Below are 22951 nucleotides of genomic sequence, written 5' to 3'. Positions count from 1 at the left end.
ATGACGTTCACACACACTTCGATCGCACAACAGGCTCCCGGATACTCGACGACACACCCAGGGCGACTCGATTCAATCCTCCGGAATCACCGTCACCCCCGGCAGCGCGCGTCCTGGCATCCGCCGCGGGTGACGTGACGAAGCCGATGTGGCGGCGGGGAACGACGCCGGCCCGGGTGCCGCGCGAACGTGTGCGGTACCCGGGCGGCCCCGCGGCCGCGTTCGTAACGACGGCCTCGTCACACGGCGGCCGGGGATCGGTGGTGAGCAGCGCGAGTCCTCCTCGGTATGACGCGTGCCACTCTCCGGGGGCTTCAGGGCGGGCATGCGCGATCATGATCGGAATGGACACTCGTTTTCTAGGCATCGCCGAACTGGACGAAGTCCCGTCCGTGGCCGTCGTGGTCGACGTCATGCGTGCTTACACCGTGGCGGCCTGGGCCTTTGCCCGGGGGGCGGAGAAGATCGTGCTCGCCGAGTCGCTGGAAGAAGCCCTGGCACTCAAGGCTTCCCACCCGGATTGGGCGGCGCTCAAGGACGGTCCACCCGCGCCCGGGTTCGACATGGTCAACTCGCCGGGCCTGCTGCGGTCCGTCGACCTCGGCGGACGGACCGTTGTACAGAAGACCACGGCAGGCACGGTCGGCGCCCTCGCGGTCAAGGACGCGTCGCTGGTGCTGTGCGCCGGCTTCGTGGTCGCGGAGGCAACGGCTCGACTCTTGCGGACGCGCGCGGGTGACAGTGTCACGTTCGTGGTCACGGGTGAGGACGGGCAGGCCGATGAGGATCTGGCGTGCGCCCAGTACATCGCTCGGAGAGCCACCGAGGCGGAGACGGACGCCACCGAGTACGTCCGCCGCGCTGCCGCGTCGCGCGCCGCCGGCGAACTGGCGGAGGGTGTGCGTCAAGGAGTCCACCCTGATGACGTCGAACTCTGCCTTGAGGTCGACCGGTTCCCCTTCGCCATGGTGGCGACCCTCGAAGACTCGCTGATGGTCCTCCGTCCGTACGCCGCGCCTTCGCCGGCCGATGACACCTGGATCTGAGTCGTTGGTGCAGCCCGACTCTCACCGGTACGCAACTTCTGGCATCCCGACTGGAGTCCGAGGCCCACCGGGACATCCGACGCGCTGCTGATCGCACGGTCCGAGGCGGGCGGCCGCCGAGCCGACCCGGCTGCTTGCGGTTGGCGGCCTGGTCGGCGGGCTGCGGGATCACCGCCCGGAAACGGCCTGGTCCTGTGACGTCCATGGCCATCGGGCCTCGCGGCCGGCCTCGACGAGGCCGATCATCCGGAACCCGGCGTCCGTCAGGCCGCCGAAGGTGTGCCGGTTGGGGCCGCCGGGGCCGTGGGCGGGCTGGTACCCCGCCAGGTTCCAGGTGTAGACCGGGACGTCCTCCGGGACCGGTTCCGCCGGACCGCGGCGCCCCAGGTGCGGACCCGTCTGCTCGTCGGTGACGATCACGACCCTCTCGTGGCCCCGGTAGTGGGCGCGTACCGCCGTGGCGGTGTCGGTGCCCCCGAGGTCGTTGAACCGTTTGAGTACGTCGAGCACCGGCTCCCCGGACCGGAACGGCACCTGCGCGCTCGATGATCCGAACTCCACCAGGTCCGCCTCCTGCGCGCGCATCGCCAGCGCCGTGCCGAAAACAGCCGCCGCGTCCGCTCGGGTCAGGGTGGACCGCTCCGAGACGGTGCCATAGAACATGGAGCCCGACCGGTCCACCAGGATCAGGGTCCGGCCGGTGAGGGCCGGCACGTTGGCCAGCGAGTGGCTCAGCGCCACCTCCAGCCGCGTCGACCAGCGCGCCGACCGTGCGTGGCGGTGGGCGGCCAGGTAGCGGAAGGGGAACTGCCTGGACCGGGCGACCTCCTCGGCGTCCGAGATCCGTGCGGCGACTCCGGCGGCAGCCTCGTCCGAGATCCCGGCCCCGTCGAAGTTGCGCAGGTTGCGCAGCAGCGCCATCGGTCCCATCGAGGGGATCACGGCTTCCCAGACGGCGGCGTCCAGCGGTCCCTGGAGCCAGCCCGCGAGGGCCTCCCAGGTCATGCCCGCCGTGGCCAGCCGCTCGGCGCCGTCCGGCCCGGTGACCACGGCGCGCCGCTCGTCCGCCGGCAACTCCATCAGCGTTCGGTGCGCGGTGAGCAGCCGGTCGCCAGGCGGCGGCGCCGCGTCCTCCGGGTGGTGCCGGCGGTCCAGTGCATACCGGAACAGCGGGCCCTGCCAGGGCTTGGCCGGGTCGGGTGTGGCGTGGACGAGGTTGAGGACGTCGCCGAAGCGGAAGGCCTTGGAGGCGGTGTCGTACTTCAGCAGGGAGCGGGACGAGTACAGCCGCCGTACCGCGTCGGCGATGCCCCGCTTCACGGGCTGTGGGACGCTCCGCCCGTAGGCCGAGGTCCAGTGGGCGAGCAACTCGCCGGGCTCGTCGGCGCGCTGGAGCACGGAATCGATGACGGACCGGTTGGACGGCCCCACGCAGGACCCGGCGGCGAGCCGTGCCCTGACGTACGCGGCTGCGCCGATCAGGGAGGCCGTACGCATGTTTCCCTCGCCTCGAAGCCAACGCAGCAGGCCGGCTGTCCATGTGGGGTCCTGGAGGGCGAGTTCACCCACGAGGCGGGTGTACCGCTCGTCGCGTTCCGGGCCGCTCTCGTAGAAGGTCTGCTGGGAGACGAAGTTCCCCACGGCCAGGAGGAAGAGCTCCTCGCGCGGCTCCCGGACGAAGCCGGGGCCGCCTTCATAGGTGAGCTGGTCCGCCCCGGTGGGGTGATGGTGGGACCACGAATCGATCGCGGTGCGGGCCGCTGCGGCGGAGATGTGCGGGGCCACGAGCATCTCGGACCAGATCTTCGACGTGCGCGGGGTGTGGCGAGGCAGGGAATCCCCCCGGATCCAAAGGCAATGGGGAGCCCCGCCCGAGGCGTCCGACGAGGCGGAGGAACGGGCGGGGCACAGGCGCCCGCGCCGCCCCGAGGTCAGAAGTGGCCGCGGCGTCACTTGGTTTCGGAAGGAAGTAGCCGCAGCCGAGCGCATCGGGGGACGCGGTCGCGCCGTCACATTAGGCAGGCCCGCGCACCGCGTGCCAGTCAATTAAAGGGCGGTGGGGAAGACGGACACCGGCATCATGCAGCGACATCCGCGTCCCGTCCGTGGACGCGTACGTGGTCGGGTCGCGTCCGTGTCCGGGGCATCGAAGCCGTTCTCAGTAGGGTTCTTCCGGTACCTCGCCCGTGAGGTACTCCGCGTCCTTCAGTAGGTGCTCGGTCACCCGCACCCCCGTGAGCCGCTCGGTCAGCGCGAGCACCGCCGCCTTGCGGTCGAGGCCGGGGTCCTCGTCGCCTGTCGGGTTGAGCCCGACCTCTCTCATCAGGGCGTTCAGCTCATCAGGAGCGCTGCCGGTTCTGTCCGCCGGCCACTCGAAGGTGACCCTCAACTCCCCGTCCTGGTACGAGTGGAAGAAGTCCATGGGCTTCCCCCCGTTGCTCGAATGCGAGACGGCTCGCGTCCCGGCGGAGAGGGCTTCCATGATGCTCGACCGTGTTCCCAGGTCGCCGCCGAACTCCAGGGCGAGGGCCCATCTCCCTCCCTCACCGGGCACCTCGAAGGCTCCTGCCAGGAAGGACTCGGGCCAACTCGCGTACCCGAACATGATCTCGCCGTGTTCCCGGATGAACTCGTCGATCCCCACGCAGGTGTCACGCGGGTCGGCCCCCGCCGTTCGCAGCAACTCCGCGGGCGAGACTCCCCGGACCAGCGTCATCGTGTACCCGATCTCCAGGGCGTAGTTGAACACGGAGGAAGCGGAGCGTATCCAGCCGTAGTCGGCTGCGCTGGGTGACGTCATGCGGCGCATCCTGCCGGCGCCGACTGACACCGGGACGCGCACCCCTCGAAGCGGGCGGCAGGTCGGCGGTCAGCGGTCAGCGGTCAGCGGTCAGCGGTCAGCGGAAAACTCGATGGGTCGTGTCAGTGCCTCGTGCGAGGCTTCTGATCATCGGCGGCATCCGACCTGTGCCGCCACCATGTCCCAGGGGGGATCCTCATGTTCACAGACCGACGTCGGCGTGCGCTCCGGGGCGTGCTCGCCGCCACGGCCGTCACTGCCGCGATGGCCGCCACGGCCGGTACGGCCTTCGCCTCCGGCGACCCGGCCGGGGCTGCACAACGGGCCCAGCAGCAGGCCCAGAAGCAGGCCGAGCATGTCCAGGGGGCAGGACGGCTCGCCCGCGCGGCCGGTTCCGTCGAGACGCCGAGCTTCGCGATGAACGCCATGGACAAGCAGTCCACCGAGCTGTACCTCTACTTCCCGAACCGCCAGGGCGCCTTCGACGACCGGTACAACGTGGAGGTCAGCTTTGACGCCTTCGCCGACTCGATCAACGTCGACAACAACAAGGACGGGTACAGCGACGGCACCTGGAGCCTCTACAAGAGCGGGGTCCTGAGCTACGGCTGGATCGACGACCAGCTCGGATACCACAGCAAGGACGTCGGCACCGCCTGGAACATCTACACCACGGTCCTGTCCCCCGGCAGTCTCGGCGGGGCCCAGGAGGCCGACCTCATCGGCCTCGACAAGGCCGGTGACCTGTGGGGTTACCTCGGCAACCCGGACGGCACGCTCGGCGAGCGCACGCGCATCGGCGGTGGCTGGGGCCAGTACACCCAGCTCGCCGGCCAGGGCGATCTGACCGGCGACGGCAAGGCCGACATCGTCGCGCGGGACAAGGCCGGCGTCCTGTGGCTCTACAAGGGCACCGGCGACTACAAGGCCCCGTTCGCCGCGCGTACGCAGATCGGCGGCGGCTGGAACACCTACGACCGTCTGCTCTCGGTCGGCGACCTCGACGCCGACGGCAGGGCGGACCTGATCGCGCGCAAGCCCAACGGCGACCTGTACCGCTACTCGGGCACGGGCGACGCCGGCGTCGTCTTCCAGAAGCCGGTCAAGATCGGCAACGGGTTCCAGATCTACAACCTGCTGTAGCAGCAGGCCGCGACGGGACGGGGGCTGCCCATGGGCGGGGGACGGCGCCCCCGCTCCGTCTCCCCCGCATGGGCATGGCCGGTCGACGGGACCCGCTACCCGTCGACCGGCCTGCGGAGCTCGCCCCGGCGCGCCGCCGGCGGCGGCTGTCGTGGCCGCAGGCGTCGGCGCGGTCCTGGCGTTCGGCCTTCGGGCGTGGTCCTTCCGCCGCTGAAGGGCCTCTTGGCTCCGGTGCTGTCGTCGATGTCGTACGAGGTTCCCGTACAAGCGGAACGGCTCCGCCCTCGCGAGGAGGGGGAGCCGTTTCCATCCGGGTGGGACCGGATCGCGTCAGGCGTGGCGGTGGTGACGGTTGTTGCCGGTGACCAGTCGGTAGACGGCGAGGAGGATCACGGAGCCGATGATGGCGGCGATCCAGGTGGACAGGTCGAAGAAGCCGTCGATGGAGTCGACGCCGAATATGACCTTGCCGAGCCAGCCGCCGAGCAGACCGCCCGCGATGCCGATCAGCATGGTGATGATGACGCCGCCCGGGTCCTTGCCGGGCATCAGGGCCTTGGCGATGAAGCCCGCGAGCAGTCCGATCAAAATCCAGGCGATGATGCCCATGACGCTTCTCCTACCTCGATGAATAAAGCCGGTGTTAACGAGCGTCTGCACCGAGTCGAGGTTTCCAAACGTGCCGAGTTCTTGATCATTCCGCGCAGGCGGAAAGTGACCTCGACCTTGACGGCCCGGGGCGGTTGTGGGCCGTGATGGCGCGGGCGACGTTACGGCCGCGCGAGGTGGTCGCACGTGAAGCGGGGGCCGGCCTCGACCGGCCCCCGACCACCATCGCGTACCGGGCCCGTACCCGGGTTCGTACCGAGTCAGCGCGCGGAGCCTGCGCGTCGCATCCGTGCGGCCAGCAGGAGGCCGGCGCCGGCGACGAGTGCGGTGCCCGCGCCGCCCGCGATCAGGACCGCGTCACCCGCGCCGGTGGCGGCGAGCGGGGAGCCGCTGCCGCCTTGGGCGGTGACGGCGGTGTTGCCCGCGTTCGTGCCGGTGTTGGGCTTGCCGGTGCCGGGCTTGGTGTCGGTACCGGGGTGGGAGCCGTTGCCGGAGTTGTTCTGGTTCTGCTTCCCGTTCTGGTTCTGACCGTTCTGGTTCTTGTCGTTCTCCTGCTGCGCCCTCTTGTCCCTGGCACTGGCTTCGTGCCGGCCGGTCGCCAGGAACGCAACGCGGTCGGCGGCGGTGCCCGCCAGCGCGGCGCGGCCCGCCTTGACCAGTTCCGGGCCACCGCCGTCGATGATCTTCGCGATGGTGACGCGGTTGTCCTGGTCGCGCAGCTCGTACTGGGTCTTCTCGAGGAACTCGCGCAGCTGGGCCGGGGTCGCGGTACCCCTGAGGAGCTTGCTGATCGCCTCGCTCAGGATGGGGCCGTCCCACGCCTCGTCGATACGGGCCAGCTCGACCCGGTCGTCCGAGGCCTGCGCGAGGTACCGCCCCGTCTTCAGGAAGGCGACGCGGTCGGCGGGGGTGCCCTTGAGCGCCTTCTTGGCCGCCTCCTTCACACCGGGGCCGGCAGTGCCGATCAGCCGGGAGATGTCGACCTGGTTGTCTTCGTCGCGCAGCTCGTGCTGGGTGACCTCGTAGAAGTGACGCAGCTGCGCCAGAGTCGCGTTGCCGTCGAGGAGCTTCATGATGCCTCCCTCCAGGCCGGGGCCGGCGCCGTTCAGGAGGCGGATGACGTGGATGCGATAGTCGACGCGACGGATCTCGTGCTGCTCGGTCTCGATGAACTCGCGCATGGCCGCCGGCCCGGCGGCGATGGCTTTGTGGCCGGCTTCCTTCATGCGCCCGCTGGCCATCGGGTCGGCAATGATCGCGAGAATGGTCTTGCGATCCTCGTCGGCCTGACCGGGTGCGGCCTGGTCGGGCACGACACGGTCGGGCACGGTCGGGGCCGGCGGGTTGCCGGCGACCGAGGCGTCCGGGCCGGCGGCGAACGCCGGCGACGAGATGAGGACTACCGGAGCAAGAGCGGCAGTGGTGACCGCTGCTGCGATCCGAGACAACTTCACGAAAACCCCCTGGAAATGTTCCTACCAGGGCGTGAGACTCGCCGGCCGCACCGATGGTTGTATGGCGCACCGAGAATTGCCGCCCGGAAAGCAGTGCCGCTCGGGGCGGGCCTGTCAGCCACTCCAGTCGATGGCGGATGATGTCGGCACCTGTGTGGTGTTCCACCCGCCCGTCGGTCGCCGGGACGCGAAGTGGGCGATGGCGTTCCGGGTCGCCGCGCAGATCGTCGACGGGTGTGTGGAGGCCGCCATCGGCGCATTCATGATCCGGGCAGACATCGCCTACGAGCTCGGCCATCCCGCGGAGTTGGAACCCCTCGTCTGCCGCGCGATCAACCTGGACGCATGGGAGGAGAGCTGGGGAGTCTCCTTCGAGGAACTCGACCGGGAAGCGGTCGAGGCGGCTCGGCGGTTCCCGAGCAGGCGCTCGACGGCGGAGGCGGGGGCCTGACCGGCGGCCTCGTTCCGAGGTCGGCGGGCGGGTGGCGGAGCCACCCCCGGACTACCGGTCCGGCGCCGCCCCGGAGTTCGTGTTCCGGGGCGGCGCCGTCGACGGCCGGGTCAGGCGGTGGTGATGTTCTCCGCCTGCGGGCCCTTCTGGCCCTGCGTGATGTCGAAGGTCACGGCCTGGCCTTCCTGGAGCTCGCGGTAGCCGGTGGAGTTGATGTTGGAGTAGTGCGCGAAGACGTCCGGTCCGCCGCCGTCCTGCGCGATGAAGCCGAAGCCCTTTTCGGCGTTGAACCACTTCACGGTTCCGCTGGCCATGATCATGCCTTCCAGTCGAGGTCGGATCCGCACCACGCGGACCCGGAGGTGATCGCCCTGGTCCGGCACTGCACAGCGAAACACCCACGCCAGGGGCGCGGGCAGGTACTGCGAACCACGACAGCTGAAGCAGAAGTTACACGCCGGAGCTGCCCGTCACCAGAGAGCAAGGGGCACTGAGGTGGATGTTTGTGTCTGAGGCGGGTGCTTCTGTGCCGGGCTGCGGTGATCATGCGGGTATCGGACCGAAGGGTCCGCCTCTCCGCGAACGTCGGACCGGGAGATCTCAGGACCGCCCCTCAGGGACGCGTGACGGCGGCCACGATCTCCCCGATGAGCTTGACCGCCTTGAGCTCGTCCAGGGCGACCAGGCCCCGCCTCCTTGGCCTCCGCTTCGGTGTCGGGGATCAGATCGGTCGACTCCCAGCGCAGGTCACGGCCGAACACCTCGTCCGATTGCTCGTCCCTCAGCACCCGCCGCCTGAGGAGGGGGCCCTGTCGGTCCTCCGCGGTGGAGTACACGACCTGCCCGTCGGCGTCGAGCGCGTCGAGGACGGTGTCGCCGAGCAGCGTGACGGGCGGGTTGCCGAGGTGGCTCTCCAGGGTGCCCGGCCGGAACCGCACACCCGTCAGATCGAGGAACCCCGCATCGTCCCGGATGAACTCGCCGCCCCGCTCGTAGAAGAGGACCAGCCGCTCGTAGAGATCGGGAAGGTCCGAGAACGCGGCAGGGTTCCGCGCCCGGAGTTCCGCCATGCGGACCGCGCCCGAGCAGGTCTGCCGAACCTCCCCGTGGGGCAGGCGATCCAGGAACTCACCGAGTTCGGCTGCCAGTTCAGGAGTCGGCTGGAATTCTGGATCCACGTACGAGGTCACATCGAAGATGGGCCGGCCACCAACGGCCGCGTACGCCTGGGCCCACACGGCCGCCCGGCGCGTGTATTCACGGAACAGGACACGACGGGACTTGACATTCCCGAAGGCGAAGTCCCAGTCACCCGTCCAATCGACCGCACGGAGGCGATTCAGCGTGGCAGACGCCGTCCGATCGGTCACTTGGACTCAAGGGTGACGAGGGTGACGAGGGTGACCGGGCCGGGTCGGTCATCGCCCGAGGAGTCCGGTGTCCGCCTCCCCCTGATGTCGACGATCGCTTCGCGACCGCTCCGATGACTGTTGACGTGGAAGTGGCCGCAGTTGCCGGGCGGTGATCTCGCGGAGGCTCACTCGTGGGTTCCTTCGGGTGCGGGGATCCTGGTCGAACCGCGCGTTGAGGTGATTGTCCCGCCAGGGGGTCGGAGAACGGGTCGAGGGTCACCTCGTACGGGCGAAAGGGCCGGCCGCCTCCCGGGCGGGGCCCTGTCGCTCAGCCCGCCGTCAGGGAGAAGCGGCGGACGACCTCGATGCTGAGGTTGTCGTGGATGGTGAAGAACGGGCAGGCGGCGAGTTCCGTGCCGCTCGCCGCGTCGCGGGCCACGACGCGGGGGCGGCGCGCTGTGCGGTCCAGGTCCGGGGCGTGTTTGCGGCCCAGTCGTACCCGGCGGGTCACTCCGTCGGCCCGTACGTCCAGGAACGCGTCCCACACGCCCGGCCCGATGGGGGCGCCGTCGTCCACCACGGCCAGGTTCGCCTCCACCCGGAAGCCGGCCGTGTCCAGGCCTTCCCCCAGGTCAGGCGAGGCGACCGCGACAACTTCGGCGGTGTGCTCCCGGCCGCTGTCGCGTTCGCGCAGGACCAGTTCGCCGCCCAGCCGGGCGGTGCTCAGCGACTCCACGTACGCGTGACCGGTCAGGCTGACCTTGCCGCCCTTCCAGGCGATCGACGCGAGGTAGTGCTGGGCGCGCAGCTTCGACGTGACGTCGAACAGGACGTCCGGAAGGCCGGCGGTCGGATCCCGGAACAGCGGGTAGAGCCGGTACACCCGGCCGTTCTCCGCCAGGTCCTCCGGGGGCTCCGCGACGGGGTCGTACTCCATGAGGTGCTCGAAGGCGCCCGGGGCGCAGCTGACGAAGGCGTACAGCCGGATCCAGTCGATCCGGCTCAGCTCGTTGCCCATGTCCGGCGTCCAGTACGCCTGGACGAGCGCCCGCCCGCGGGCGTACACCTCGGCCGTGAACGCCGGGTTGCGGTGTCGGGCGTTGACGCCCGGTAGGAGTGCCGTGCGGATCAGGCTGCGGAAGTGCCGGCCCAGCATGCGCCGGCGACCCACGGGGTCCTGTACCCGCTCGGCCACCAGGGCCATGACGCGCTCGATGTGGCGCACCGTTTCGTCGGCCGTCCGGCTGCGCGAGGTGATGTTCTGCCCGTCTTCGCGCAGGCGCAGGTAGTAGCAGTCGTAGTCGCCGACCACGGAGATCGTGCCGGCGGCCAGGTAGGCGGCGGTGACGAAGACCTGGTCCTCGCCGTACCAGAGGTCGACCGGGAAGCGGATGCGGTCGGCCTCGATGATCTGGCGGCGGATGAGCTTGGCGACGTGCAGCGACCGGTAGACCTCCGAGGTGTACAGGTCCGCGACCTCGGCGTGGCGGTACGCCTTCTCGGAGACGGTGCGGCCGAGGCCGACGTGGCGGCCGAGGACGATGTCGCTGCCCTGCGCGTCGGCCATCGTCAGGAGCCGTTCCAGCGCCTCCGGGCCGAGGTAGTCGTCGGCGTCGAGGGTGAACACGAACCGGCCCCGGGCCAGGTCGAGGGCCCTGTTGCGCGGGCCGCCCGGGCCGCCGGAGTTCGCCTGGTGCACCACCCGCACCTGGGGGTGGAGGGCGGCGAAGCGGTCCAGCTCCGCGCCGGTCCCGTCCGTGGACCCGTCGTCGACCGCGATGATCTCCAGCCGGGCCATGCCCAGGGTCTGGCCCGCGACCGAGTCCAGGCACTCGGTCAGGTAGGGCATCGCGTTGTAGGCAGCGATGATCACCGATATGTCGGGGAGACGTTCGTGGGGCATGCAGAGATTATGAATGCCGCCGGATCCCGGCCGGCCGGCCGGGGGCGATGGAGGGTCCGGGGCGGGTCGGGCGGCCGACCAACGCCGCCCGCTCGATCGGCCTGGATGAGGTCAGGTGCCGGCCAGGCTGTATCGGCGTCGATGGGCTTCGCCATCAGGCCTCCGTGAGAACGTGACACCCGGGAAACACAAGTGTCAGGGCTGAGACCACCCCAGTACGGGGACGGAGGGCGCCAACTCGGCATCCGGAAGGAGTTCAGGGCAGGGGAAGGTCATGAGCGTGCCGGTACTCGCCACTCATGCCGGAAGGAGCACCCGTGGCACCACGGCCCGGAGCGACACCGCAGACGAACCGATACCCCTACCGGAATGTACCGCGAGCGCCTTGCGCGAAGCCTTACATCGCACCGCTCACCGCCCTGGAATGGTGGCGACTCCACTCGACAGCCTGCGCACGCGACTGCAGCGGGGGCACCACGAAGCCCGCATGCCCCTCGCCCCGGCTCGCCAGGATCGGCGGCAGCGGTCGAAGGGCCCTCGGCAACACCAGGTAGAGGAGGAACGTTCGGCGCTCTGCATCACCGGCCGCAACGTCAACTTCGAACCCGCAACATATGCGGATGTGCTCCTTGTCGCCTCCGGCCGACCCGACGGTGCCCGGCCCCGAACGACACCATCCGGTGGGGCCGGAAGGCTCCGTGGCCCGGGCATATGACTTGTCGAAACGCGACTACCCGGCCGCCGAATTCCTCGGCAGTCGGGTAGTCGATTCACGCGACCCGTTCAGGGTTTGACCGCGCACGGAGAGATTGACCGGTCACATGACATGATCCAGCGTCTCAGGCGCAATGCCCTCAGTCAGGGTCACCTGGAGATGGGCTCAAGGTACCGCCCCCATATGAGGGCCTTCCTATAAGGCCCATCACCATCACTGTCATACTGCGGCTCGTCAAACTTCACCCAGTATTCCATCTCTCCAGTGCGTGCCATTGCATGATCCACGGGAGATCCCAGGCCATCAATCTCCCCTTCGAATTCTACTTGCCACGGCCCACTCCAGGATGAGTCCTGAATTACGGTGACGCGCGTTCCCGAAGGTAGAGTTGCGGGCCCACCAGCACCGCTCGGCGCAGCAATGTTGATCTCGTCACCCACCAGATCGATCCTTGAATTTGAAGTCTGCAGATTCCAGCGTGTTCTTATTGTAGACGTAGTGTACCTCGACCTCCTTTACTTTCATTTCCATTTTGACCCACCCGTCGGACGCAGGCCAGCGCGGATCCTTCATCACTGTGGGAAGTTCAGTGCCATAGATCGGATTCTCCTTGGCAAGGTCCATCGCGAGCTGCTCGTTCTTCCCACCTGCCGAGGTGCGCCCCGTCGATGCCGACTCCGCCTCGCGAAGTGCGGTACCAAAACCATTGTTGAATCGCTGGATACCGTCAACAGCCGTGTATCCACCCCCGACAGCCACGCCAGTCGAAAGAACGATTGCGGGCGCCCCTGCAATGCAGCCGATTCCCGTGAGGCAAATGGCACCGCCGGCGATATCCCCTCCGACACCGGCGGCTATCATCGCGAAGCCACCTGCGGTTTCTGCCGCCCCAATCCACACTTCGGGCTCACTGAAGATGGCCTGTGCGTACGCACCAGTGGTGCGCGCAGCATCCTTTACCCAGTCAGGGAGCCAGTCTTCGTCCTGCTTCTCCGGGACTGAATGCTCCTTGAGCCATGCCTCCTTTGCCGCCTGCCAAGCAGCCAGTTCAGCCTGCTGCTTTTCGATGACGGAATTCCTGGCTTCTACGGATGCCTGCTCCGCCGCCTCCGAGTCCTTGCCCGCTGCGGTCGCAGAAGCACGTGCTTGATTCGCGGCCACCGTGGCCTGTTCTGCGGAACTGCGCGCCTGATTGGCGGACTTTTGCGCTCGGGTGGCAGAGTTGACCGCGCTGGCTGCCGCCCGCAACGCGTCGGCTTCGGCCTGACGTGCCGTCTTCGCGGAAGCCGCGGCCCTGGTGGCGGAGGCAGCAGCGTCCTGTGCGGACTTGTCCGCCTGCGCGGCGTAGCCATTCGCTTCCGCAAGGGAGGCCTTGGCCTGCTCCGCGTACTGATTGGCCAGGTCCGCGGCGCCTCGTGCAGTCGCTGCGGCCTTGCCGGCCTCGGCAGCCCTCTCCTGGGCGGTGGCCGCAATACCGGCGCCGGTGGAGAGGAGCTGCTGGATCTGCAGGTGATGCGTATTGGCGAGCTGGTCCTTGCGCACCGCCTTGTACTGGCCGGTCTCTATGAAGTTGTGTAGAAGGTCTGACGGGCCTTCCACCGCGATGCGTGCAGCCGCCTTGAGTTCGGGGCAGCTGTTCTGCGGGCAGTCACTGCTGACAAGCTGGGTGGCGCGGAGGCGTTCATCTTCCGTACGGGCAGCGTACTGACCGGTGTTGAGGAAGACCCGGTAGGTTTCGACGTTGCCGGAGTTGAGGGCCGCCCGGCCTTGTTCCTTGAGAACCGTTCCGCCGGTGGAGATGGCCTGCGTAATGTAGAGCCGCAGTTCATCCGCCATGGCCTGGTACTGACCACTGCTCAGGAACGCGCTGATCCTGGCCTGATCGCCCTTGAGTGCCTCGGTCGCTGCGGCTCGGACCTTGAGTGACTTGGCGTCCAAAGACACTGCTTCGACGCGGGCACGGCTGTCCTGCTGCTTCGCCGTGTTGCGCCCCTTGCGAATGTAGTCGGCAATGGCTGCGTCCGAACCGGCGAGGGCTACCTGGGCGGCGGTGCGGCTCCAGGGCTCGCTGGCCTTCAAGGTCTGCAGGGCGATCTTGCGACCCTTGCTCGCGATGGCCTTGACGTCCGCCTCAGGCTTGGCGGCTGCGTCTGCCAGGGTCTGGGCCTCGGCTTCCAGATTCTTGGCCTGCTGGGCTACGGTTGTCTGCGCCTTCGTCCGCTGCTCTGCCTGGAAGGCAAGGTCCTTGGCCCTCTCGATGCCTTCATTGGTGCGGGCCTTGAGCTCCTCAGCCTCGACCTCCCGTGCCAGAGCGTGAACGGCGTTGGCCTTCGCGATGGCAGCCGTGGCCGCGTCTGCGGCCTTCTTCGCCCCGTCGGCGTGGAGTGCGGCCTTGTCGGCGGCTCCGGCAGCCTCACCGGCGTGGTCGGCGGCTTCGTCGGCCGCCTTGGCCGCGTTCTCCGCATGAGTGGCAGCCCCTCTGGCCGCGTCGCGGGATTCGCGGGCGGCTGCAGCCGACTTGCGCGCGAGCGACTCGGCCGCGTTGGCGGCGCGCGTTGCTTCGCGTGCATGCCGCTTTGCGGAGGCGGCAGCAGCAGCGGCCTCGTCCGAGTGCGCGCCGGCCTGGTCGGCGTAATTGCTGGCATTGGCGGCGGAGTTGGCGGCGCTGTCCGCGTCGGCACCGGCTCCTGCCGCTGCCCTTGCAGCTGCCCCGGCCGCATCCGCGGCGTCGCCTGCCTTGTCTGACGCTTCGGCTGCCAGCAGAGCGCCCTTGGCGGCGTTCCGGGCGTTCTCGGCGGCCTTACGGGCAGTGCTCGCATCGCCGGCATTGGTCGCGGCATGTGCGGCGGCGTTCTGCGCGTACGTCGCCGCCTGAGCCGCACCGGCGGCCGCGGACGCTGCCTGACTGGCAGCGTTCGAAGCAATACGGGCAGAGTTGTTGGCCGCGCGTGAGGCGCTGATGGCCTGCTGGGCTGCTGACGCGGCCTGTTGCGCCGCAGCAGCAGCCCTTCGAGCCGCGCTCGCGGCGCGCAGCGCGTCATTCTTGGCCGCAGCCGTCTCGACTGCAGCCTTCTGGGCCGCTTCCTTGGCCATCTGTGCGGCGGCAACGGCTACAGCGGAGGCGGTCTTGGCTGCTTCCGTCTCCGCCGCTGCCTGGCGACCGGACTCGGTGGCCTGTTCGACGAGTTGCGCGACGGTGGCGTGTTCCTTGTCCTGCGCCCTCGCAGTGTGCTGTCCGACCTGCAGGAATTCGCGGACGTCCTCGGCCGAGCCGCTCATCGCGATCCGGCCGGCCTTCCGAACGTTGGGGCCACCGGTGCTCAGGATCTGGGTGAGTTGGACCCTGTCGTCCTGCTCTTGCCGCTGGTACTGACCCTGCTCGAGGAAGTTCTTGAGGTCCTCGGGCTTCCCGTTCAGCGCGGCGCGCCCTGCCTCCTTGACCTCCGGTCCACCAGTGCTGACGATCTGGGTGACACGGACCCTCTGATCTTCCTCCAACGGCGCCTTCCAGCCGTCCTTGAGGAAGGTCTTCAACTCGGCGTCGGTGCCGGACAGCGCCTTGCGGACCGCGTCCTGCAGGCTTCGCCCGCCCACACTCGCTATCTGCGTGGCAGCGATCTGGTTGTCCTGGTACCCGGTCTCGCCCGCCACCCGGTCAAGGAACGTCTTGACTTCCGCATCACTGCCAGTCAGAGCAACTTCAGCAGCGGCCTTGAGCCCGGGACCTCCGGTCTTCCACAACTCCAGGGCACGGCCGCGGTCGGTGGCCGGGATCGGGCCGCCGCCGGTCTCGGCTGCTCCGGCGGGAGCCGCGCCAACCAGGCCCGCCACCATGGCCATCGGCAGCAGGCTCAAACCGAGGGTGCGAAGCGCACGTCCTGTCTTTCCCGCCGTTCCAATTGGCAGGTCTCTTCGTATCAAGGTCTCTCATTTCACTGACCGCCGGCTCTGAGAACCACCGGGCGCCGCATCTCGACCGCAAGATCATAACCAGGACCTTCTAGAAATTTTTTCGGCCAACACTTTTCAGCCATCAGTTCTCAGTTGCAGACCTGCTCACGGATCAAAAACCGCCGGAAGGACCGGGCCACAGGGCGGCTCGGGCACCCCAACCAACGCTCCATCCGGAACAGGGAATTCCGTGGCGCAGCGAAGCATTCGCGACACACTCGCCTTCTAATTTGTGCCATTTTGTCAGTTTTTTAGCAATAACTCCTGGTTCTATGAATTTGACGAAGCAGCAGGTCAGGGCGCTACGCTGCGCGACGAAGATCTCCTTCACATCTCTCACACACACGGGCTTGGGGATCCATATCGCCCCTTCCCGGAAAAGGAAAAATCGATGACTTCGCTTATCAGAAACATCTTCATCGGTGGAACCGCCTGCGCCGCCGTAGTGATTGGTCTCCCCGCCCTCGCCTCTGCCACGTCGTCCACGGCGGCTACAGCTTCCGCATCGAACGACGCTCCTCCTTTCGCCATCGAGGACTTCTCCTACCCGAATGCAGACAAGATCCTCATCGAAAAGGGGATCAAGATCCTCAAGGGTGACGGCCGTCTTCTGCTCGCTGATTGCAACCCGAATGTCCCCCAGATCAAGGTGAGGACCGTCTCCGATGCGGCTACCGGCAGGGCCGGGGTGTACTGCTTCGGAGCCACGGGCAAGTTGGGCTTCCTCACTCTGGAACTGCCTCGCGTCACCTCGCTGGAGACCGCCGACCACTCCATCAGCGCGGACCTGACCGCCGAGGGGCAGACGAAGACGATCGACGTACCGCAGGACGACTTCAAGCCCGTGGGCGAAGGTGACATCCCCTCAGGAGCGAAGCGCTCTGTGCTCGTCGAACTCCGTATCACCGGCTGACCACCATCAGATTGGGCCGCAAGGGTTACGGGCGGCGGCGGTAGGAGCGAAGCCCGCACCTCCCTCACCGCCCCTTGCACACTGCCCCGCGCACCGCACCACCGGCGGAGCTCGCACGTCCGTGCCCGCACGCTCTCGAACCACCGCTCTTACCTCCCGGCCGCGCGCCGGTTGACCGCGTGAAGAGTCCTACAAGAAGAGGAAGCATGTCCTTCGTCCGTCCGAGACCGAAGTGGTTGGCTGCCTGCATGACAGCAGGCATCGCCGCTTCGCTGCTGTCCGCCGGCACCGCCGAAGCCGTGGTGGGGACTCCCGCCACCGCAGGGAAGTACGCGTTCGCCGCCCGGCTGAGCATCGGTTCCGAGGCCACAGCCCGGGCGTGCACCGCCGCTCTGGTCGATGACCAGTGGTTGGCCGCCGCCGCCAGTTGCTTCGCCGGCACCCCGGGAGAGACCGTCCCGGCCGGGCAGCCGCAGCAGCCCGCCACCGCCACCTTGAGCAACGGTCAGACCCTCAAAGTCATCGATCTCGTTCCCCGCGACGACCGAGACCTGGTCCTGGCCCGGCTGGAGCGCTCGGTCACCGACATCACCCCGGCGAAGCTCGCCACGGCCGCCCCGATCCAGGGCGCGCAGCTCGTCGGCGCGGGCTACGGACGCACGAAGACGGAGTGGGTGTCCGACCGGCTCCACCAGGCCAACTTCAGCGTGACCGGCACGAACGCCGGTGCGTTCGACGTCGTCGGCAAGACCGCCGCGGACGCGCTGTGCAAGGGAGACACGGGCGCTCCGCTGCTCAACGCGGCCGGGGAGATCGTCGGCGTGGGCAGCAGGTCCTGGCAGGGCGGCTGCCTCGGCACCGACCCGACGGAGACCCGTACCAACGCGGTCGCGGCCCGTGTCGACGGCCTGGCCGGCTGGCTCGACTCGGCGCGGCAGCGCCCCGTCGTCGTCAAGAGCGGCCAGACCCTGCGGTCGGGCGAGACCCTCGCTTCCGAAAACGCCCAGTTGATCATGCAGGACGACGGCAACCTGGTCCTGTACCACCGCACCGGCGGACAGAACAAGGGTGGCGCCCTGTGGGCGTCGGGCACCGGCGGCAACCCGGGCGCGTTCGCCAGGATGCAGCCCGACGGCAACTTCGTCGTCTACAAGAAGGGCTCCACCGGCGACGAAGCCACGGGCGCCCTGTGGGCGTCCGGCACCGCCGGCAACGCGAGCGCCCGCCTGGAACTCCAGGGCGACGCGAACCTCGTCGTCTACACCAAGGACGGCGGCCACGGCATCGGCGGCCACCTGTGGCACTCCGACACCTACCCCCGCGGTGACAAGCTTGCCTCCGGCGCGAAGCTCATGCCCGGTCACTGGCTGACCAACGGCAAGAACGTCCTGATGATGGACATCCAGGGCAACGTCCTCGTCCGCGACGTGGCCACCAGCCGCGAGGTGTGGGGCAAGTACACCTGGGACTGGGGTTCGTACCTGTCCATGCAGGCCGACGGCAACCTCGTCCTGTACAAGAAGGGCACCAACACTGGAGCCCTGTGGGCCACCGGCACTCACGGCGGCGACGGTTCCTACGCCACCCTGGACAACAACGGCAGTCTGACCGTGCGTTGGAAGGAAGGCGGCCCGCGTTGGGGCAGCAGCAGCCTGGTCGGCGCCCAGTCGAACCGCTGCCTGGACTTCGACGGGGCCAAAGCCACCATCTACGGCTGCTGGGGCGGATCCAACCAGCAGTGGGACTACACCCCCGCCAAGGAAATGCGCCTCGACGGCAACCTGTGCCTGACCGCCGAGACCGGCGCCCCGCAGACGTCGCGGCTCAAGGCCCTCACCTGCGACGGCCGCGCCGAGCAGAAGTGGAACTACGACGGAACCACCATCGCCAGCGCCCTGAAGCCCGACCAGTGTGTGAACGTCTTCAGCGAGGCGACCGCCGACGGTTCCGCCGTCGGCCTGTGGGCCTGCGGCAACGGCGCCAACGCCAAGTGGAACCGCGTCTGACCTCCAGGTGGAACCGCTTCTGACCCCCGGATCGAAGCGCGTCTGACCCCTCCCTGCCCTGGGGCGGGCGGCCCGGGTGGCCGAAGGGCCTGAACCGAACCACCCCGCGCGGGGGCCTGACCGACCGGGCCCCCGCGTCGCGGGGCCACGCCCCGGAACACGGGTCCGGCGGGTACTCGGGGGCTGCGATGCACCGATGGCCCCCGTCCGCCCCATCCTGACAGAACTGCGCTTCCACGAACGGCAGTTGCCGTGCATTCGCTCTCCTCACGCGCGCCCGCGCACCGACTCCCGGCTCAAAGGATGCTCCACATGTCTGTTCTCCGTCCGCGCCCGGCGCGGATGACCGGTCTCCTCGTGACCACGACGGCGCTCACCGCCGGCCTGGTCAACGCCGGTACCGCCCAAGCAGTGACCGGCCCGGAATCCCCGGCGGGCCGGCACTCCTCCGTCGTCAAGCTGAACATCGGCGACGAGGCCAACAGCCGCGCCTGCACCGGCACCCTCGTCGACGCCTCCTGGGTCCTGACCGCGGCGAGCTGCTTCGCCACCACGCCTGGTCAGACGGTCCCCGCCGGCAAGCCCGCCCTGAAGACCATCGCGACCCTCAGCGACGACAAGGCCGTCGAGGTCGCCGAGATCGCTCCGCGCACGGATCGCGATGTGGTCCTCGCCCGCCTGGCCACCCCGGCCACCGGCCTCACCGGTGTCAAGCGCGCCACCACCGCTCCCGCCGCCGGTACGGACACGACCGCGGCCGGGTTCGGGCGGACGAAGACCGAGTGGGTGCCCGCCAAGCCCCACACCGGCGCCTTCACCGTCACCGCCGCGGACGCCACCACCCTCTCCATCACCGGCAAGGGCACCGACGCCCTCTGCAAGGGCGACACCGGCGGCCCCCTCCTCAACGCCGCCGGCGAACTCGTCGCCATCAACAGCCGCTCCTGGCAGGGAGGTTGCCTCGGCACCAACCCCACCGAAACCCGCACCGGAGCCGTCTCCGCCCGCGTCGACGACCTCCGTGAGTGGATCGACGGGTACCGTTCCCGCGCCCCGGGTTGGAAGACCCAGGCCCTGGTGCAGTCGGGCAGCAGCCTCTACCAGGGTGTCCGTATGCCCGACGGTTCCTGGACCGACTTCACCGACGTCCAGGCCAAGGCCGGCAGCCTCAACGGCATCAGGTCCTCCGCGGCCGTCGGCATGAACGGCGACACCCACGTCCTCGCCATCAGCAACAGCGGCGGGCTCTTCCACACCGTCCGCAAGCAGGACGGCACCTGGGGCACCTTCGGCGACGTGTTCTCCCAGGCCGCCACCCTCGGCAACCTCACCCAGGTGTCCGCCACGAACACCGGCTGGGACCTCCACGTCATCGCCGTCGCCGACGGCAAGGCCTTCCACACCGTCCGCACCGCGGACGGCCAGTGGTCGAAGTTCAAGGACATCTCCAGCGGCTCCGTCGGCAACGTCACGGCCGCGGCCACCGCGAGCGTCCGCGGTGAGCTCCAGGTCGCCCTCGTCTCCGGCGGCAAGGCCTACCACTCGATCCGCCAGACCAACGGGAACTGGCTCGGTTGGGGCAACGTCGCCCAGGCCGCCGGCAACACCGGCCCCATCACCGCGATCAGCGCCGCCGGCAGCGGCGACGAGGCCCACTTCGTCATCGCCACCGACAACGGGGCCCGCCAGTACCACACCATTCGCAACTTCAACGGCACCTGGGCCCCCTTCGGCGAGCTGAAGGACGTCCTGGGCACCGTGACCGCGAAGTCGGTCTCCGCAGCCGCCGTCAACGGCGAGGTCCAGGTTGCCGTGACCACCGCCGACGGCAAGGTCCTCCACACCACCCGCCACGCGGACCGCACCTGGGACTCCCCCACGCCGGTAGCCCTCCAGGGCCTGCCCGCAGCACCCGGCCACCTCGCGATGACCCCCACCTGGAACGGCTGACCGAGACCCGGATCGACCGTCCGCCCGGCCCCGCTCGCCCCAGGACCAGCGTCCCGGAGCGAGCGGGGCCGTGTGCCACGCGCCCCCGGATCCGCTGCCTTCGGCGGCGGCCCCCGCACGCACAACACCACGTCTCGCGCGTCATCGCGTACCCACTCGACTCCCCCAAGGAAGCTCCGCATGACCACGATTCTTCCCCGCCCGGCGCGGATGACCAGCCTGCTCGTCACGGCGACCGCGGTCGCCGCGGGCCTGGTCTCGGCCGGCCCCGCCCAAGCGGTCACCGGCCCCGAGGCGACGACCGGCGCGCACACCGCCGTCGTGAAACTGAACATCGGCGACGAGGCCAACAGCCGAGCCTGCACCGGCACCCTCGTCGACGCCCGTTGGGTCCTGACCGCCGCGAGCTGCTTCGCCACCACTCCCGGTGCGGCGGTGCCCGCCGGGGCGCCCGCCCTGAAGACCACCGCGACGTTGAGCGACGGTCGGAACAGCGGGATCGTCGAGGTTTCCGCGAGCGCCTCCGACCGGGACCTCGTCCTGGCCCGCCTTGCGGCCCCCGTCACCGGCATCGCCCCGGTCAAGCGCGCCGGCGCCGCTCCGGCGGCGGGCGGCGACGTGACGGCCGCAGGCTTCGGCCGGACGGCAACCGAGTGGGTACCGGGCAAGCCCCACACCGGCGCCTTCACCGTCACCGCCGCGGACGCCACCACCCTCTCCATCACCGGCAAGGGCACCGACTCCCTCTGCAAGGGCGACACCGGCGGCCCGCTCCTCAACGCCGCCGGCGAACTCGTCGCCATCAACAGCCGCTCCTGGCAAGGCGGTTGCCTCGGCACCAACCCCACCGAAACCCGCACCGGAGCCGTCTCCGCCCGCGTCGACGACCTCCGTGAGTGGATCGACCAGGCGATCGCCCCGCGCACCGCCGGTCAGGTGTCGCTGCTCGCCGGGGGCGGCGGGGTCATGTGGTCGCAGTTCGGCGACCTCGGCTACGGGGAGTACGGCACCTCGTGGGCCAAGGTCAACGGCCAGGACATCTCGCGGGTGAGCACCGTTCGTGACGGTGAACTCGTCCGCGCCTACGGCATCGCGGGTGGCAAGGTCTACGGCCAGGACCTGAACGTGCGAACCGGCACCTGGTCGGGCTGGGGCGAGGTCCCCGGCGGCGCGGCGGGTGCGAAGGACATCTCCGCGGCGCTGGTCGGCACCAGTGTCCACGTCCAGATCGTCGGATCCGAGGGCAACCTGTACTCCCAGGTCGCCGACTACAAGGCGGGTCGTTGGAACGACAGGTGGACGGCCGTCAGTTCCTCGGGCCTGACCCGTGTCACCAGCACCGCGGCGGGCACGACCGTACGGGTCCTGGCCATCAGCGGCGGCAAGGTCTTCGGCCGTGATCTGAACACCCTCAACGGCAGCTGGACCCCGTGGGGCGAGGTCCCCGGCGGCGCGGCGGGTGCGCAGGACATCGCCTCCTCCACCGTCGGCAACAACGTCCATGTGCAGATCGTCGGCGGCGAAGGGGCCCTGTACACGCAGTACGGGAACTACGACGCCGGCCACTGGGACGAGCGGTGGACGAAGACGGCCGGTGCCGGCTTCACCAACGTCACCAGCATTCCCAACGGCAGCGGTGTCGAGGTCTACGCCATCGGCGGCGACGGCAGGATCAACACCGCCACGTTGAACACCACCGGCAACACCTGGAGCCCGTTCAAGGAGCTCCAGGGCGGCATCTCCGGGACCACCGACGTGGCCGCGGCCGTGTCCGTCGCCCCCTCGAAGATCGCCCTGGCCGCCGGCGGCACCCACACGATGTACTCCCAGAACGGCAGCCTGGCCACCGGCCGGTTCGGCGCCCAGTGGGCGCAGGTCGGCGGGATCGAGGTCACCCACCTCACCAGCGTGACGGCGGGCGACGTGGTCCGCTACTACGGTGTCGCCGCGGGCAAGGTGTACGGCCGCGACCTCGACACCCGCAACGGAACGTGGACCGCCTGGAGCCTCGTCCCCGGCGGCGCCGAGGGCGTCAAGGACATCACCGCCGCGCTCGTCGGCAACAACACCCACCTGCAGATCATCGGCAGCGACGGCGGCCAGTACTCCCAGATCGGCAACTACGACGCGGGCCGCTGGAACACGCAGTGGAACAGGGTCGGTACGACCACCGGACTGACCGGCATCACCAGTGTCAGCGCAGGCACCCAGGTCCGCGTCTACGCCGTCAACAACGGCAAGGTCCTCGGCCACGACCTCGACACCCGCACCGGGAACTGGACCGTCTGGGGCGAGCTGACCGGCGGGATCACCGGTGTCAAGGACATCGCGGCCGGCATCGTCGGCGACAACGTCCACCTCGGTGTCATCGGCTCCGACAACGCCCTGTGGTACCAGCTCGGCAACTACACGGCCGGGCGCTGGAACCCCGACTGGACCAGGACCGGCGGTACCGGCCTCACCCGCCTCGCCGAAGCCACCGCCGGGAACAACGTCCACGTGTACGCCATCGGGGCCGGCGGCAAGGTCCAGAGCACGACGCTCGACACCACGACCGACACCTGGACCCCCTTCCGCCAGATCCCGGGCGCCCTCACCGGCCCGACCGACATCACCGCGAGCGCCACCAAGTAGTCCCCCCGCTCCCGCACGTGACCG

Annotated in this window: 16 protein-coding genes; 8 read left to right on the top strand and 8 right to left on the bottom strand. The window is 69.1% G+C overall.

The features are described from left to right. Positions 1-344 precede the first annotated feature (344 nt). Positions 345-1046, top strand: coding sequence for a 2-phosphosulfolactate phosphatase (locus tag OTB19_RS29455; RefSeq protein ID WP_324290551.1), 702 nt, complete (start codon positions 345-347; stop codon positions 1044-1046). Positions 1047-1214: 168 nt separating this feature from the next. Here the strand turns inward: OTB19_RS29455 and OTB19_RS29450 are convergent, their stop codons facing one another. Next, on the bottom strand, positions 1215-2837 hold the full coding sequence (locus OTB19_RS29450) for a TROVE domain-containing protein (protein ID WP_267801590.1): 1623 nt from the start codon (positions 2835-2837) through the stop codon (positions 1215-1217). A gap of 367 nt (positions 2838-3204) precedes the next feature. Next, a complete protein-coding gene (locus tag OTB19_RS29445; RefSeq protein WP_267801589.1) occupies positions 3205-3846 on the bottom strand; it encodes a DUF6461 domain-containing protein in 642 nt (213 codons plus the stop codon). Between the two features lie 198 nt (positions 3847-4044). Between OTB19_RS29445 and OTB19_RS29440 the strand changes: the two genes are divergently transcribed. Continuing rightward, positions 4045-4989 (top strand): FG-GAP repeat domain-containing protein, encoded by a 945-nt coding sequence (locus OTB19_RS29440; RefSeq protein WP_267801588.1) that lies wholly within the window; start codon positions 4045-4047, stop codon positions 4987-4989. A gap of 330 nt (positions 4990-5319) precedes the next feature. On the opposite strand, the gene OTB19_RS29435 is transcribed toward OTB19_RS29440, so the two are convergent. Continuing rightward, a complete protein-coding gene (locus OTB19_RS29435) occupies positions 5320-5598 on the bottom strand; it encodes a GlsB/YeaQ/YmgE family stress response membrane protein (RefSeq protein ID WP_053683645.1) in 279 nt (92 codons plus the stop codon). A 260-nt stretch (positions 5599-5858) separates the two neighbouring features. Next, complete coding sequence (locus tag OTB19_RS29430) at positions 5859-7052, bottom strand: ALF repeat-containing protein (protein ID WP_267801587.1); 1194 nt, start codon at positions 7050-7052, stop codon at positions 5859-5861. Positions 7053-7182: 130 nt separating this feature from the next. Between OTB19_RS29430 and OTB19_RS29425 the strand changes: the two genes are divergently transcribed. Then, positions 7183-7503 carry a hypothetical protein gene (locus OTB19_RS29425; RefSeq protein WP_267801585.1) on the top strand — a complete coding sequence of 107 codons (321 nt, stop codon included), beginning with the start codon at positions 7183-7185 and terminating at the stop codon, positions 7501-7503. Positions 7504-7613: 110 nt separating this feature from the next. Here OTB19_RS29425 and OTB19_RS29420 read toward each other — a convergent pair whose 3' ends face one another. Further along, entirely contained in the window at positions 7614-7817 is a 204-nt protein-coding gene (locus OTB19_RS29420; RefSeq protein ID WP_267801583.1) for a cold-shock protein, read from the bottom strand. 333 nt (positions 7818-8150) lie between these two features. Between OTB19_RS29420 and OTB19_RS29415 the strand changes: the two genes are divergently transcribed. After that, the gene (locus OTB19_RS29415) at positions 8151-8990 is read left to right on the top strand and encodes a hypothetical protein (protein WP_267801582.1); all 840 of its coding nucleotides are present in this window, start codon (positions 8151-8153) and stop codon (positions 8988-8990) included. Positions 8991-9183: 193 nt separating this feature from the next. On the opposite strand, the gene OTB19_RS29410 is transcribed toward OTB19_RS29415, so the two are convergent. The 3 genes from OTB19_RS29410 to OTB19_RS29400 all read right to left on the bottom strand — a co-directional run bounded on the left by OTB19_RS29410 (position 9184) and on the right by OTB19_RS29400 (position 15328). Further along, positions 9184-10758: a glycosyltransferase family 2 protein gene (locus OTB19_RS29410; RefSeq protein WP_267801580.1), complete on the bottom strand. Its 1575-nt coding sequence runs from the start codon at positions 10756-10758 to the stop codon at positions 9184-9186. Between the two features lie 864 nt (positions 10759-11622). Next, entirely contained in the window at positions 11623-11913 is a 291-nt protein-coding gene (locus OTB19_RS29405; protein WP_267801578.1) for a ferrous iron transport protein A, read from the bottom strand. Continuing rightward, a complete protein-coding gene (locus tag OTB19_RS29400) occupies positions 11906-15328 on the bottom strand; it encodes a chemotaxis protein (RefSeq protein ID WP_267801576.1) in 3423 nt (1140 codons plus the stop codon). Before OTB19_RS29400 ends, OTB19_RS29405 begins: the two co-directional genes overlap by 8 nt. 487 nt (positions 15329-15815) lie before the next feature. Here OTB19_RS29400 and OTB19_RS29395 point away from each other — a divergent pair, with 487 nt between their 5' ends. The 4 genes from OTB19_RS29395 to OTB19_RS29380 all read left to right on the top strand — a co-directional run bounded on the left by OTB19_RS29395 (position 15816) and on the right by OTB19_RS29380 (position 22927). Next, on the top strand, positions 15816-16337 hold the full coding sequence (locus OTB19_RS29395; protein WP_267801574.1) for a hypothetical protein: 522 nt from the start codon (positions 15816-15818) through the stop codon (positions 16335-16337). A gap of 248 nt (positions 16338-16585) precedes the next feature. Further along, positions 16586-18343, top strand: coding sequence for a trypsin-like serine protease (locus OTB19_RS29390; protein WP_267801572.1), 1758 nt, complete (start codon positions 16586-16588; stop codon positions 18341-18343). A 312-nt stretch (positions 18344-18655) separates the two neighbouring features. After that, positions 18656-20293 (top strand): trypsin-like serine protease, encoded by a 1638-nt coding sequence (locus tag OTB19_RS29385; RefSeq protein ID WP_267801571.1) that lies wholly within the window; start codon positions 18656-18658, stop codon positions 20291-20293. Between the two features lie 180 nt (positions 20294-20473). Beyond that, the gene (locus tag OTB19_RS29380) at positions 20474-22927 is read left to right on the top strand and encodes a trypsin-like serine protease (protein WP_267801569.1); all 2454 of its coding nucleotides are present in this window, start codon (positions 20474-20476) and stop codon (positions 22925-22927) included. Positions 22928-22951 lie beyond the last annotated feature (24 nt).

Source organism: Streptomyces sp. H27-H5 (genome assembly GCF_026627505.1).
Taxonomy (GTDB): Bacteria; Actinomycetota; Actinomycetes; order Streptomycetales; family Streptomycetaceae; genus Streptomyces.
This window is presented reverse-complemented; position numbering and strand designations above follow the sequence as displayed.